The organism is Microbispora sp. CA-102843, assembly GCF_050936215.1.
Classification (GTDB): domain Bacteria; phylum Actinomycetota; class Actinomycetes; order Streptosporangiales; family Streptosporangiaceae; genus Microbispora.
The window spans coordinates 484255-498209 of record NZ_JBNJNF010000001.1; the positions used below are offsets into that span (position 1 = coordinate 484255).

The window sequence follows — 13955 nt, forward strand, 5'->3', positions numbered from 1 at the left end:
GTGCTGCGCAACGTCGCGAAGAACGTCCAACTGGGCACGGTCGAGCGGCCGTAGATCCAGGCGCTCACCCTCGACGAGGCCAAGCAGTTCCTCCGGCAGGCGCGCAAGGGCCGGTTCTACGCGGTGTACGTCGTGGCCTTGGGCGTCGGCCTCCGGCGCGGTGAGGCGCTCGGGCTCCGCTGGGATGACGTCGACCTGGACATCGGCGTGCTCCGGGTCCGGCAGGCACTCCAGCGGCAGAAGGGCGAGGGGCTCAAGCTCGTGCCGCTCAAAACGCAGCGCTCTCGTCGTACGATCCGGCTTCCGGAGAACCTGGTGAAGGTCCTCAAGGAGCACAGGGCCGAGCAAGCCGCGGAGCGCCTGGCGGCCGGATCGGCGTGGAACAACCCGCACGGCCTGGTGTTCACGACGCACATCGGGACCGCCATCGAGCCGGAGAATCTCTACCTGCACTTCCGGGCCGTGTGCGACGCGGCGGGCATCCGGCGGGTACGGCTGCACGACCTCCGGCACACCTGCGCGACGATCCTGCTCGCTCAGGGCGTGGACACCCGGACCGCCTCAGCGGGCCGAGGTCCAGGTGGAGCCGGGCTCTGACACGAGAGTTGCTCGCCTGAGCAGCCACTGCTCGACCGCCGCGCTCATCTTCCCGCCCGCCTCCAGCGCCGCCGCCTTGGCGGCGACCGGGTTGGTGCCCGCCGCCTGGCCGAGGATCACCCCGAGCACCAGGCGGCCCCGCACGCGGGAGGCCCACATCAGGTTGCCGCCCGCGGCGGTGCCGGAGCCGGTCTTGATGCCGATGACGCCGTGCCTGTTCAGCAGCGTGTTGGTGTTCGGCAGCTTTCTCGCGTCGCCGGGGACGGCGGTGTCCGCCTGCGCCACCACCTCGCGGAAGACCGGGTCGCGCATCGCCTCCTTGGCCAGCTTGAGCTGGTCGGCCGCGATGCTGACGGTGCTGTCCTCGTTGCCGCTGGCACCCGTGTACCTGGTGTTGGACATGCCTAGACGGTGGGCGGTGGCGTTCATCCGCTCGACGAAGCGCTCCTGCGAACCTGCGTCCCAGCGGGCCAGGAGGCGGGCCACGTTGTTTCCCGACGGCACCATCATCAACTCCAGCATGCGGCGCAGCCGTACCCGCTGGCCCTCCCTGACCGGGGCGGTGGATTCCTGTAGCGCGTAGGACTCGTCGGCGGCTGTGCGGTCCACCTCGATCAGCGGGCCGTCGTCGCCCAGCCGGAGCGGGTGGCGGCGCAGGATCACGTAGGCGGTCATGACCTTCGTCACGCTGGCGATGGGCACCGGGTTCGGCTCGCCGCTGACGCCGGGGCCGGCCATGCCCTCCACCTCGACCGCCGCCTGGCCCTCGGGCGGCCACGGCAGGGGCATGCCGGAAATGGCGCCGGAGACGGGCGGCACCGCTCCGCAGCCGAACAGAGCGCTCGCCAGCAGGAGGAATATCAAAGAACGTCGCATACCGGACACGGTGGGCTACCCACGTGTCCGTCCGGCCGTGGCCGTGTCTCCACCCGCGCTTGGCTGAGTATCACCTCTGCATCAGCCCGACGGCTGACGGGGGAGGCGGAGGACGGCGACGGCGCCGCCGGGGGCGTTGGCCAGGGTCAGGTCGGCGCCTATGACATGGGCGTGCCCCAGTGCGATCGTCAGCCCGAGGCCGTGACCGCGGCCGCGTTCCGCGGCACCCGTGCGGAAGCGTTTCGGGCCGTCGGCAAGGAGCTCCGGGGGGAAGCCCGGTCCCCGGTCGCGGACCTCGATCACGTGGTCCCCGACCATGATCTCCACCGGGGGTGCACCGTGGCGGTGGGCGTTGAGCACGAGGTTGGCGAGGATCCGGTCCAGGCGACGCGGGTCTGTCTCGGCCACCGGATCCCCCGAAGCCAGCACCCGCACCTGGACCCCCACCCGGGCCGCGGACTCCTCGGCCAACTCGGCCAGCGGCACCCGTACCCGCTCGGCGACCTCGGCCCCCGCGTCAAGCCTGGAGACCTCCAGCAGGTCCTCCACCAGCGAGCGCAGCACCCGCACCCGGCCGCGTACCAGATCGGTCGTCTCGCCCTCCTCCAGCAGTTCGACCACGGCGACCAAGCCCATCAGCGGGGTACGCAGGTCATGGGCGACATCGGCGGTGAACCGCTGCTCGGCCAGCAGCCGGTGCTGCAGGCTCGCGGCCATGAAGTCCACGGCGGCGGAGATGTCGGCGATTTCGTCACGCCCGCCCCAGCGCGCCAACCTGCCGCCCCGGTGCGGGCGGGCCGGGGCGATGCGGGCGTTCAGGTCGCCGTTCGCGATCCTGCGGGCGGTGCGGGCGACCCGCCGCAGCCGCCGGTTGGCCAGCTCGGCCAGGCACACCGAGACCGGCACCACCACGGCGAGTGTGGTCAGCGCGGCCCGGACCATGGCTCGGTCGAAGGCACGCAGCCGGATCATGTCCGACCCCATCTCCATCGTGGAGGTGGCCACGAGTCCCTCGCCCACCCATTGCGCCGCCCACATCCACGGCTCATCGGGCTTCTGGTCGTCGTACCAGATGGCGGGCGACTCTACGGCCAGCTGTTTGCGTAGGGGAGAGGGCAGCTCATCCGGTCTCTTGATCGATTCAGTCCACGGGACAGGCCCCTCGGGGGGAGTGCCCGCGCGGTACTCCTTGGCAACCATCGCGGCCCACTCCAGCGCCCGCCCTTCACCCTGCCGCATCGCGCGCTCAAGAGTCGTGCGGTGGACCAGGATCCCGACCACGGCCACGACCGCGCAGCAGGCCAGTGTGATCAGTGCCGCCACCTTCCACCGCAGCGAGCCCACCATCATGACGGGCGCAACTTGTAGCCGAACCCGCGCACCGTCTCGATCCGGTCCGCGCCGATCTTCTTACGCAGCCGCTGCACGCAGAGGTCGACGACGCGGCTGTCGCCGTCCCAGCTGTAGTCCCAGACGGTACGCAGCAGCGTGGCGCGTTCCAGCACAATGCCGGGGTGGGCGGCGAACTCCAGCAGCAGCCGCAGCTCGGTCGGGGTCAGCTCGACGCGTTGCCCGGCCCGCCGTACCTCCAGCGCGCCGGTGTCGATGCTCAGCTCGCCGAAGTGCAGCACGGCGAGCGCGACGGCCTGCCCCGCCGTGGGTTCGGCGGGCTCCGGCCGGGCGAAGGCGGCCCTGCGCAGCAGTGACCGGATCCTGGCCACCAGCACCGGCAGGTCGACTGGTTTCACCACGTAGTCGTCGGCGCCGCCCTCCAGCCCTGCGACGATGTCCAGTCCGTCACCGCGGGCCGACATCATGAGGATCGGCACCTGACTGGTTTCCCGGATCCTGCGGCACAAGCTGATGCCGTCCAGGTTGGGCAGCATCACATCCAGCAGCAGGAGGTCGTGGCCGCCCGCCTGGGCCGCCTCCAGGCCGCTCAGCCCGTCAGCGGCGGTGGTCGTTCGATAGCCGTAGCGTTCCAGGGCCAGGCTGACCGACGCGCGAATCACCGCGTCGTCTTCGACGAGCAGCAGGGATGTCATGAAAATGCACCATATCTACCGAAGTGCGTTGACCGGTTCCATGCGAGCGGCACGCAGGGCCGGGTACAGGCCGGCGAGCAGCCCGACGACGGCACCGGCAGCCGGTGCCATGACGGCCAGCCGTACCTCCAGGACCGGAGTCCACTGCTTGGCGGCGCAGACCGCGACGACCACGACGATCCCCACGGAAGCGCCGACGATGCCGCCGGTCAGCCCGGTGAGGGTGGACTCCAGCAGGAACTGCGCGGCGACGTGGCGGCGGGCGGCGCCCAGGGCGCGGCGCAAGCCGATCTCGGCGATGCGCTCCATCACGGTCACCAGGGTGACATTGGCGATGCCGACCGCGCCGACGACCAGGGAGACCAGCCCGAGGATCAGGAAGAGGGCGTTGACGTCGCCTTCCACCGCATCGCGCGCTCTGGTGGGGCTGGGCGGCGAGATGACCTGAAGGAGGGCCTCGTTGCCGGGGCTGAGTGCGGTCGGCGCCTGCCTGGCGATCAGTTCGGCGGCGCCGAGGCCGGTGTTGACCAGGACCCGGGTCACCGTGCTCAGGCCGTAGCGCTTGCCGACGGCCGGTGGCAGCATGACGGCGCTCGCAAGGCTCTTTTCGCGTTTCAGGTCGCCGAGCACGCCGATGACGGTGTACGCCTGGGTGCCGATGAAGACGGCCGGAGCCCGTTCCAGCCGGGAGATGCCCAGCATCTTGGCCGCGTGCTGGCCCAGCACGACGACCTTGTCCCCACGGGCGATGTGCCCGGCGTCGAAGTAGCGGCCCTGGACCATCCTCCCTTTGACCGCGGCGGGCAGGCCTGGGCTGCTGGCGATCACCGTGAGAGTCTGGTCGGTGATCCGGGTGGGGTCCACCATGTCGTTGGAGCGGACGCTGAGGTTGGCGCTCTGGTTCGACTCGGCGAGGGCGGCGGCGGAGATTACCCCGCGCAGTCGGGTCACCCGCTCGACGTCGGCCCAATCGACCAAAGGGAACGGGTTCTCCGGGACTTCGACCGTGACAGAGGTGGCGGTCAGCTCGTCGAAACGGCCGACGATCTGGTTGCCCGCCGTCGCGGCGACGCCCAGGGTGACCACGAGGGTGGTGATGCCCAGCACGGTACCCAGCGTGGTCAGCACCGAGCGCACCGGGCGGGCCAGCAGGCCCGCCATGGCCTCGTTCAGCAGGTCGCGTGGGTGCACATCTACTCCTCCGCCAAGGTGCCGTCGGTGATGCGCACCCGGCGCGCGGCGCGCTCGCTCACCTCGTTCTCGTGGGTGATGACCACGATGGTCATGCCCTGGGCGCGCAGTTCGTCGAACAGGTCGAGCACGGCATGGGTGTTCTTGCTGTCGAGGTTGCCGGTGGGCTCGTCGCACAGCAGCAGCGCGGGCTCGCCCATCAGGGCGCGGGCGATGGCGGCGCGCTGCCGCTCGCCGCCGGACATCCTGCCGGGCAGGAACTCCACCCGGTGTGACAGCCGTACCCGCTCCAGAGCCCGCAGCGCGCGCTCGCGCCGCCCCTTGCGCGACCCCCTGCCGTAGACCTCGGCCAGCATCACGTTCTCCAGCACGCTGCGGTGGGGCAGCAGATGAAAGGACTGGAAGACGAAGCCGATACGGCTGCCGCGCACCGTGGTCCGCGCGCTGTCCTTCAGCATGGTGGTCTCGATGCCGTCGAGCCGGTAGCTGCCGCTGGTCGGCCGGTCGAGCAGGCCGAGCATGTTGAGCAGGGTGGACTTGCCGGATCCTGAGGGGCCGACTATGGCGACATAGTCCGATCTCTCGACTCTCAGGTTGATGGCGGAGAGTGCTCTGACGGGGGGATCGGTGGGGAACTCCTTGGTCAGGTCGTCGAGCAGGATGACCGGCTCAGGCACTGTTGATCACCACCATGTCGCCCGGCTTGAGGTCGCCGGTCACCTCCACGGCTCCGTCGGCGGACAGGCCGGTGCGTACCTCGACCTCCTTGGTCTGGTCGGGCGCGGTCTCCACCTGCACCCGGGCCCTGCCATCCGCGGCGGTGACGACCGCCGCGGCGGGGACCACGAGCACCTCCTGGTCGGTGGCACCGATGGTGACGCGAACCGTGACGGGCGCGCCGGCAAGCTTCTTGAGGCCCTTCATCGAGGCAGGAGTGATCGTCACCGGCGTGGCGCCCTTCGTGTCGCGCCCGCCGAGGGAGGTCACCGTGCCGGGGACGATCTTGCCGGCCTCGGTCTCGATGCTCGCGTTCAGACCCGTCTTCATCCGCTCGGCCTCAGCCACGTCCACCGAGCCTGAGACCACGAAGGTGGAGCTGGTTACCGTGGCGATCGACTTGTCCACCAACTCGCCTGCCTTGACGGTCGACCTGTGCAGTCGGGCGGGTAGTTTGGGCAGGAAGACGACCTCTCCCGGCGGGACGGTGGTGCCGTAGGTCCGGGAGAACTCGGCCAGCAGCGCCCGTGCCGCGGCCAGGTCACTCTGGGCGTTGGCCACCCTCAGCTTGACGGGCGAGAGCTGCCTGGCCTGCCTGAGCGCCTGCTCGGCGGTGACGACGGCCTCGCGAGCCACCCGGACGTTCTTCGTCAGCTCAGTCAGCCGCTTGGCCCGCGCGGTCTCGGCCTCTTCCAGTACGCGCTCCAGCGCCGACCTGGCGGCGGCCAGATCGGCTCTGGCGTTGATGACCCTGAGTTCGAGCAGGCGGGTGTCGGTAGGCGGCCCGGCCGTGGCACCCGCAGTGGGCCCTGTGGCGGGGCTGGGGTCGAGGGTGGGCGCGGGGGTGGGCCTCGCGGTGGCCTGGGCGAGTTCCTGCTGGGCCGCCAGCAGGTTCTCCTCGGCCGCCCGTACTGCGCTCTCGGCGGCCTCGACCTTGGCCTCGTCCTCGGTGGTGTGGTCCTGTGCCCGCGCGCTCTTCAGCGCTTGTTCGGCCTCCCTCAGATCCTGCCGGGCGTTGGCGAGCCTGACTTTCAGCGGGAGCACACCCTTGCCCTGATCAAGCGCCTCACGCGCGGTCGCGAGCACTTCCTGCGCGGCCCGTACGGCCCGGCGCAGGTCGTCGCGCCTCTGCCGCAGTTCCAAGGTGGGTTGCTGCGCCTCATACCCCCGATTGGCGTAGAAGCGCGACACCGCGGCGATGGTCGCCTGGTCGAACACGCCGGTCGCGGGCGCGCGGTAGCCGAGCCTGCGCAGCGCCTTCTGCAACTGCTGGACATCGGCCCCCTTGGCGCCGGAGACAATGCTGCGGTGCATCGGCACCGTGCCGGAGAAGACGAACACCGGGCGCCCGTTCACCTCCATCAGCACCGCGCCCTCCGCCAGGGTGCCGCGCCGGGGAGCGCGGGTAGCGCGCTGAGCGGTTTCGCTGCCGCCCACCACCCCGGCCAGGGACACCGGATACGGCGAGCCGTACTCCAGCGTGCCGCTGACCACGACCGTGGCGACCAGCTTGCGCCGCTCGACCGCGACGGTGACCAGCGACGGTTTGGGCGGCTTGCGCGCCGCCGCCTCGTCGGCCGGGGAGCGCAGCAGGGTGCCCACTCCCCAGCCGGTCCCGGCGATCACCAAGACCACGGCCAGCACGAGCAGCAGCTTGCCGCGAGGGGTACGCATCACTGCTCTTGGAACCCGTACTTCACCCGGGCCTCGTTGGTGAGCCGCTTTTGCAGGGGGATGAAGGCGGCGTAGAAGTCCTTGCCGCACTCCAGGTCGACCAGCGCCGACGTAATCTCCTTGGCGAGGTACGGCCTGGCCGCCTCCGCCGTGACGGTGCCCGCCTTGCCGAGTTGGTCGGCCTGCTTGCCCCACACATCCATGCCGCGGACGCTCAGCGCGAGCGGCTTCGCGGAGGTCACCCGCTCGCCTTTGGACTTCAGGCACTCGGCGAAGGCCGCGGCGAGCTCCAGGAGCTTGGGGTCGCCGTCGAGCTCCTTGTCGATGTTCTCGATCTCAGTGCTCATCTGGTCCTGATAGTCGGCGACCGAGGTGACTTTCAGGCCGTTCACCTGCTGGAGGGCGGTGACCCGGCACTCGTTCAAAGTCTTGAGGTAGGCGTCCCGTTTGGCGCCGGAGAGGCTGTCGATCGTCGCCTGGTTGGGGTCCGGCGCCTGCGTTTCCGGCGGCTTCGGATAGACGACGGCGGAAAAGACGCCGAAGCCGTTCTTGCTGCGGTCCGCCTTCATAGCCGCGTAGTCAGCGGGATTCGCATCGGACTGCTTGGGCCGGCTGACCGAGGGGGTGTAGGCGAAACCCTTCTGCTTCATGCAGGTGGCGATGACGTTCTCCCGCTCGCGGGCCTTGTCCATCGAGGCATTCCCGCCACTGGCCACGGGGACGGCGTTCGCCCCGCACCCGGTCAACACCGCAAGGCCGAGCAGACCGCACATCAGTACACGCATGGAGTACTCCTTCACCGTGACATGGGGGAATCGCGCCGACCCTCGTGGCGCCGTGGCCACCTTGGCGGCCGTTTTCCTCCACTCGGTGTTGGCCGGGTATCCATCCGCGCTCAGCCGTGTATCCGCCAGGTATCAGCACCTATTGCTGCGATCTTCAAGAAGAAGATCAATACGCCGCCGACACGGATCGAAAGCGGGGCCGATCGCACGGCAACGGGCGAGGCCTCGGGGTGCACGGACGACTCACCGAAGCTCTCGCCGACGCGCGCAAGGGCGTCCCCGTGGAGACGACCACGCTCAGCCTCGGCGCTCACGGCCCAGGACATCCGGACGTGGCTCGTGAAGGTGTCCAGGACGTGCCAGTGTTGCCTGCAGGGGCACGACGCCAAACGGCCGAAGCGGCACAAGGACCCGGGAAAGCAGCAGCGGTGCTGCGCTGTCGGGAAGTGCTGCAACAAGGTGCCGTCTCCCCGGACGGTGCGGTACCTTCACGCCCTGCTCCGGGCCGCGCTCGCTCAGGCGGTCCGCGAAGATCTGGTGCTGCGCAACGTCGCGAAGAATGTCCAACTGGGCACGGTCGAGCGGCCGGAGATCCAGGCGCTCACCCTCGACGAGGCCAAGCAGTTCCTCCGGCAGGCGCGCAAGGGCCGGTTCTACGCGGTGTGGGCGGTGGCTCTGGGCGTCGGCCTCCGGCGCGGTGAGGCGCTCGGGCTCCGCTGGGATGACGTCGACCTGGACAACGGCGTGCTCCGCGTCCGGCAGGCACTCCAGTAAAAGCGCCATGGATCAGTGCCGCCCGGTGTCGCACCGTGTCGTTTCACGCCGTTTCGTCCGCCATTCTCCCCTGCCGCTCTGCCGGGTGATGACACCGAGTGCCGTGCTGTGCCGGGGACAGGCGAGCAACCAGCGAGCAAACAGGGATCGCTTGACCATCGCCGGGTTGCTCACGCACCCCACGCGGGGTGGCCGCCGAAGTCGGCTACCGCGCCCAGCATGTCGTTCTGCTCGAGTTGGTCAGGCGATCGCGGCGATATCACCGTCATCGAAGTAGATCGACTGGTGGAGTCGGCCTCCGAGAGCGGCCGCGTAGCGGGCCAGGATGTCCTGGCCGGAGATCTTGCCCTGCTCGATCTGAGAGATGCGCCCCTTGGTGACCCCCATGCGCTCGGCCACCTGCTGCTGAGTCAGGCCACGGCTGCGGCGGATCTCCGCCAGCCGATGCCCCTGGACCTCGGCCAGAAGCTCCCGCTTACCGGCTTCGACCGCTTCCTCCCCGCCGGCCCGCTCGACATGCTCCGCCCGGATATCCTTCCAGCGAACGTACCCGCTCATCTGCTCTCCTCTTGCTGAGCGCGCTCCTTCAGATAGACCTCAAACCGGTGCTCGGCCAGCGGAATGGCCTCCTCGTACCAGCTTTTCCACCGCCCGGCCTTGTCACCGGCGACCAGCAGGGTGCTGGAGCGCCACGGGTCAAAGGCGAACAGGATGCGTACCGTGCCGGGCCGGAGTTCCTTAAGGTTCTGAATCGATGATCCGCTGATCGTATCGACCAGCGGCCGCCCCAGCCCGGGACCACCTTCGGCGAGCGCGTCGACCCTCGGCTTGTTCAGCATCCACGCCGTCACAAAGATCAAGCAGACCATACAGGCGATCGGCCGCAACCCCCTACGCGCCATTCCATTGATCACATAGCGTCACACTCGGCGGTCGCCGCCCGACTTTGAAATCGCCCTGGGCCGGCGGTCTGCTAGGCGGACGAGGCCTTAGACAAGTCCGATCACCCCAGTTCAAACACACCTCCTCATGTAAACGATCAAGCTCGCCCGCATTCGCCGCGAAAGACGAAGGCTGCGGGTCTTATTTGCCATGAAGACACTGCGCGTCACTGGTTTATGTCAGGCACTATCGCTTCCGACGGCGTCTTGACTGTCGCAAGTTGCTCGCTTAGCTTTGGCGTGGGCACTGGCGTGCTTGGCGCTATAGGGGAGAAGAGTGAGGAACGCTATTTACCAACATGGGGTGGCTTTCTGATGGCCGGGCTTACTATCCGGCTGTTCGGCCAGATTTCTGTTCAGCGAGACGGGCAACCACTGCCAGGCATTTTGTCCAAAGCGCTGGAGCTTCTTTGCTACCTGCTGCTCCACAGGGAACGCAGCCATACGCGCGAGGCCCTAGCGGCCGTATTCTGGCCAGAGGCGCCAGAATCCCTTTCAAGGAAATACCTCCGCCAGGCCATCTGGCGACTCGGTTCGACGCTGTCTAGCCAGGTCGGCCCGGCACGGGAGGGATCCGAAGGGCTGCTCATAGTGAATCCTGGCTGGATTCGGGTGAATCCGAAAGCGTCCTACTGGCTCGATGTGGCGACGTTTGAGCAGACGTATAACCTTCATCGTGATATTCCAGGCGAGGAACTCACCGATAGCCAGGCGCAGGCTCTTGAGGCAGCCGTCGTCCTTTACGGCGGCGATTTGATCGAGGTGTGGTATCAGGATTGGTGCATACTTGAACGCAACCGACTTCAACTAATCTGGCTGGCAATGCTCGAGCAGCTGATGTCACATTACGAAGCCAAGCGGAGCTACGCGAAAGGAATTGCGTACGGTCAGCGCGTTCTGCGCTATGATCCGGCGCGGGAATGCACTCACCGGTATCTGATGCGGATGTATTACCAGGCGGGTGACCGCACCACTGCGCTGCGTCAGTACGAGCGCTGCGCCGCGGCTATGGCGAAGTATTTCGATCTCGAGCCCTCGCATGAAACGGTCTCCCTCTACCACCTTCTCCGCGGTGACCGCCTGGCGGATCCGCCTCGCCAGGCCACGGACGCCACGTACCCAGGCGGCGATCTGCTTCTCGGGCTGCAGACGAGCCTCGACCGTATCCAGGCTAGCCTGACCGACCTCGAGCGCCAGGTTCAACAACAGCTGATGCGATCAGCCGGATGCCGACTCGATGCACGCCGCATCACTCCGGCACATCCTGGCTGAGTTGGAACGATGTACTCCACGTCGCTTCAGCACATCCTGGCTGAGTTAGAACGCCTGGACCTGCTGCTCCGCATCCAGGTGTGGCGCGCCCGCCAGGCGCGCGGCGAGGCGGGGGACCTGGCTGCGTTCTACATTCCCGAGGCCGAGGCGGACGAGTTCTTTGACAAGGCCCTTGGGGCACCGGTCTGGGCCAGCTTCCCGCTCCCGCCTGAGCAGCGGGAAGCCGCCCAGGCCAAGCTCGACCAGCTTGCGGCCGAGGTTGGCAGGCACGCGGCGGAAAGCCTGGCACAGGGCATACCGCTGCGGCTGGTCAAGCTGGGCCGGATGTTCGGCCTGACCGAGTTCGATCTCGATGTCATCCTGCTCTGCCTGGCGCCGGAACTCGACCGGGGCTACGAACGCCTCTACGCCTACCTGCACGACGACGTCACCCGCCGTCGGCCGACGGTCGAGCTGGCCCTCAACCTTTTCTGTCCCGACCTGGCCGGCAAAGTGGCCGCACGGACGCGCCTTACCCAAGCGGGCCCGCTGCGTGCGTCCCGCTTGGTGGACCTGCACGACGAGCCTGGCCCCCTGCTGGGCAGCAGCTTACGGCTTGAGCCGCGGGTGGCCGGCTACCTGCTCGGGGATGATTCCGTCGATGACCGGCTGCGGGTGTATACGAGGCTGGTCCACCCGGCAGTCGGTCCGGGGGAACCGGCGGTCCCCGATGCCCTGTCCCGGCTCGCCGGACAGCCACCCGAGAACTGCGTGCTGTATCTCCAGGGGGCCTATGGTGCGGGTAGGCGAACCGCGGCTGCCGCGGCCTTCGACCGGCCGCTGCTGGTCGTGGCGGGCAGGCGGTTGGCCGCCGGCGACGCCGACGAGTTCACCGAGCTGGTGCACCTGATCGGCCGCGAGGCCAGGCTGCAAGAAGCGCTGCTGTACTGGGAGGACTTCGAGTCGGCCAAGGAGAACGACACGCGGCTGGCGGCTCTGTTCTGGTTGCTTGAGGCAGTTCCTGGCCCGGCGTTCCTGTCCGGGTCGGCCACCTGGGAACCGGCGGGCGACCTGCGGGGGCTCACGTTCCTGCGGATCCCGTTCCCGTTGCCCGGTCCAGGCGAGCGCCTGCGCCTGTGGCAAGCGGCGCTGGCCGACGCCTGCGTGCCGCCGTCTGACCTGGCCGACCTGGCTGGCATGTTCCGCCTCAGCGGCGGCCAGATCCACGACGCCGCGGTGACCGCCCGCAACCTGGCTCTCGCCCGCGACCCGGCGGCGACGCAGGTCACCCTGGCCGACCTGCACGCCGCCTGCCGCCTGCACTCCAACCGCAGGCTCGCGGAACTGGCCGTTCAGATCACGCCTCACTACACCTGGCACGACATCGTGCTGCCCGACGACCAGATGGCGCAGCTCCGGGAGATCTATGACCAGGTCCGCCACCGCAACCTCGTTTACGACACGTGGGGCTTCGACGGCAAGCTGGCGATGGGCAAGGGGCTCAACGTCCTGTTCGCCGGCTCGCCAGGCACCGGCAAGACCATGGCTGCCGACGTTCTGGCCCATAGCCTTGGCCTGAGCTTGTACAAGATCGACCTTTCCGCCGTGGTCAGCAAGTACATCGGCGAGACGGAAAAGAACCTGGCCCGTATCTTCGCCGAGGCCACGACCAGCAACGCCATCTTGTTCTTCGATGAGGCGGACGCGCTGTTCGGCAAGCGCACCCAGGTACGTGACGCTCACGACAGGTACGCCAACGTCGAGACCAGCTACCTGCTGCAGAAGATGGAGGAATACGACGGCATGGTCGTGCTGGCCACCAACCTGCTCAAGAACATGGACGAGGCGTTCGTGCGCAGGCTGCACGTCACCGTGGAGTTCCCGGTGCCCGGCGTGGCCGATCGGCGGCGCATCTGGGAGCAGATCTGGCCCGCGGCCATGCCGCGCGACCTCGACCTTGATTTGGACTTCCTGGCCCGGCGGGTTGAGGTGGCCGGTGGCAGCATCCGCAACATCGCGCTGGCCGGCGCATTCCTCGCCGCCGCGGACGGTGGCATGGTCACGATGGCGCACCTGTTGCATGCGACTCGCCGGGAGTATCAGAAGATGGGGAAAGTGCTGACCGCCGGGGAACTCGGCGACCACTGAGCCGCCCGACGAATTCCGGATAGGGACCCAAGTAGGGTACGAGTCAGTCCGGAAGGCAGGGTAACTGTCGAAGAACCCGGGCAGTACGTCCCCCGAGTTGTGCACCGAGGTCGTCGGTATGTCCTGATCGAGGGAACACACACGCCCGCAGGCCGCCCGCGATGTGGCCGATTCGGGAAGTTGAAGACTGAGCCGGTATCTCCCCACGGCCGCGGGCTAGACGAGCAGTCATCACGTACATCGACGGCTTCTATCCGTACGGCGGGTTCATTCAGCGCTTGGTTAAGACGCGCCCGCTGACGCGCCGGCAGATGCCGCGTGAACGCCGGCCTGTTATCACAGATGTCATGCTCCACGACCTCGACGCGACGCTGGCGGCGGTCTTGCGGGACGAACTCACCGTGCAGAACGTCGCCGTCAGCTTCGCGGCGCCTGATGACCAGTTCCCGCCGTCCGGCGTCCGCCTGCCCGCGATCTCCTTCTTCCTCTATGACGTACGAGAGGACAAGGGCCTGCGCTCGGCCCAGTGGGAGCTGGACAAGCAGTCCGACGGAACGTTCCAGCGGACACCGCCGTCGGTCCGCGTCACCTGCTCCTACCTGATCACCGCCTGGCCCAGCCCAAGCGCTCCGGACCCCTCCCAGGACGAGCACCGCTTGCTGGGCGAGGCATTGAAGGTGCTGCTTCGCCACCGCACGATTCCGGAGAGCTATCTCAGAGGTGAGCTCTCGGGGCAGCAGGTCCCGCCACCCGCCAGGGTCACCGCCGAGGGCCACCTGCAGAGCCTGGGCGAACTCTGGCAGGCCATGGGCGGCAAGCCCAAGGCCACGCTGAACTACGCGGTCACGATCAGCGTCAACGTCTCCGAGCCCGTCGCGGCCGGCCCGGCGGTGACCAAGACGGTGACCAGGATTACTCAGGGAACAAGCCCGGCCGTAACCAGTCAGGAGTGAACA

General features: G+C 68.2%; 14 protein-coding genes. 5 read left to right on the top strand and 9 right to left on the bottom strand.

What is annotated here, in order from left to right:
* The first annotated feature begins 54 nt into the window (after positions 1-54).
* The gene (locus ACQEVJ_RS02375; protein ID WP_433112527.1) at positions 55-597 is read left to right on the top strand and encodes a site-specific integrase; all 543 of its coding nucleotides are present in this window, start codon (positions 55-57) and stop codon (positions 595-597) included.
* Here the strand turns inward: ACQEVJ_RS02375 and ACQEVJ_RS02380 are convergent.
* The 7 genes from ACQEVJ_RS02380 to ACQEVJ_RS02410 form a co-directional block, all read right to left on the bottom strand.
* A complete protein-coding gene (locus ACQEVJ_RS02380; protein WP_433096683.1) occupies positions 562-1473 on the bottom strand; it encodes a D-alanyl-D-alanine carboxypeptidase family protein in 912 nt (303 codons plus the stop codon). The genes ACQEVJ_RS02375 and ACQEVJ_RS02380 overlap by 36 nt on opposite strands.
* Positions 1474-1554: 81 nt before the next feature.
* Complete coding sequence (locus ACQEVJ_RS02385; protein ID WP_433096685.1) at positions 1555-2823, bottom strand: sensor histidine kinase; 1269 nt, start codon at positions 2821-2823, stop codon at positions 1555-1557.
* Positions 2820-3518, bottom strand: a complete 699-nt coding sequence (gene cseB, locus ACQEVJ_RS02390) for a two-component system response regulator CseB (RefSeq protein ID WP_433096687.1) — start codon at positions 3516-3518, stop codon at positions 2820-2822. The genes ACQEVJ_RS02385 and cseB overlap by 4 nt, the downstream gene beginning before the upstream one ends.
* Positions 3519-3533: 15 nt before the next feature.
* Positions 3534-4709: an ABC transporter permease gene (locus ACQEVJ_RS02395; RefSeq protein ID WP_433096689.1), complete on the bottom strand. Its 1176-nt coding sequence runs from the start codon at positions 4707-4709 to the stop codon at positions 3534-3536.
* Between the two features lie 2 nt (positions 4710-4711).
* A complete protein-coding gene (locus tag ACQEVJ_RS02400) occupies positions 4712-5386 on the bottom strand; it encodes an ABC transporter ATP-binding protein (RefSeq protein ID WP_433096691.1) in 675 nt (224 codons plus the stop codon).
* Positions 5379-7100 (bottom strand): peptidoglycan-binding protein, encoded by a 1722-nt coding sequence (locus ACQEVJ_RS02405; RefSeq protein WP_433096693.1) that lies wholly within the window; start codon positions 7098-7100, stop codon positions 5379-5381. The genes ACQEVJ_RS02400 and ACQEVJ_RS02405 overlap by 8 nt, the downstream gene beginning before the upstream one ends.
* Positions 7100-7885 carry a hypothetical protein gene (locus tag ACQEVJ_RS02410; protein ID WP_433096695.1) on the bottom strand — a complete coding sequence of 262 codons (786 nt, stop codon included), beginning with the start codon at positions 7883-7885 and terminating at the stop codon, positions 7100-7102. Before ACQEVJ_RS02410 ends, ACQEVJ_RS02405 begins: the two co-directional genes overlap by 1 nt.
* 477 nt (positions 7886-8362) lie before the next feature.
* Between ACQEVJ_RS02410 and ACQEVJ_RS02415 the strand changes: the two genes are divergently transcribed.
* Entirely contained in the window at positions 8363-8659 is a 297-nt protein-coding gene (locus tag ACQEVJ_RS02415; RefSeq protein WP_433096697.1) for a tyrosine-type recombinase/integrase, read from the top strand.
* Between the two features lie 240 nt (positions 8660-8899).
* Here the strand turns inward: ACQEVJ_RS02415 and ACQEVJ_RS02420 are convergent, their stop codons facing one another.
* A complete protein-coding gene (locus tag ACQEVJ_RS02420; RefSeq protein ID WP_182887368.1) occupies positions 8900-9217 on the bottom strand; it encodes a helix-turn-helix domain-containing protein in 318 nt (105 codons plus the stop codon).
* Positions 9214-9528, bottom strand: a complete 315-nt coding sequence (locus ACQEVJ_RS02425) for a type II toxin-antitoxin system RelE/ParE family toxin (protein ID WP_433096700.1) — start codon at positions 9526-9528, stop codon at positions 9214-9216. The genes ACQEVJ_RS02420 and ACQEVJ_RS02425 overlap by 4 nt, the downstream gene beginning before the upstream one ends.
* Positions 9529-9840: 312 nt before the next feature.
* Between ACQEVJ_RS02425 and ACQEVJ_RS02430 the strand changes: the two genes are divergently transcribed.
* The 3 genes from ACQEVJ_RS02430 (at position 9841) to ACQEVJ_RS02440 (ending at position 13952) form a co-directional block, all read left to right on the top strand.
* Positions 9841-10872: an AfsR/SARP family transcriptional regulator gene (locus tag ACQEVJ_RS02430; RefSeq protein WP_433096702.1), complete on the top strand. Its 1032-nt coding sequence runs from the start codon at positions 9841-9843 to the stop codon at positions 10870-10872.
* A 9-nt stretch (positions 10873-10881) separates the two neighbouring features.
* The gene (locus tag ACQEVJ_RS02435) at positions 10882-12999 is read left to right on the top strand and encodes an ATP-binding protein (RefSeq protein WP_433096704.1); all 2118 of its coding nucleotides are present in this window, start codon (positions 10882-10884) and stop codon (positions 12997-12999) included.
* Between the two features lie 347 nt (positions 13000-13346).
* Positions 13347-13952 (top strand): DUF4255 domain-containing protein, encoded by a 606-nt coding sequence (locus ACQEVJ_RS02440; protein ID WP_433096706.1) that lies wholly within the window; start codon positions 13347-13349, stop codon positions 13950-13952.
* Positions 13953-13955 lie beyond the last annotated feature (3 nt).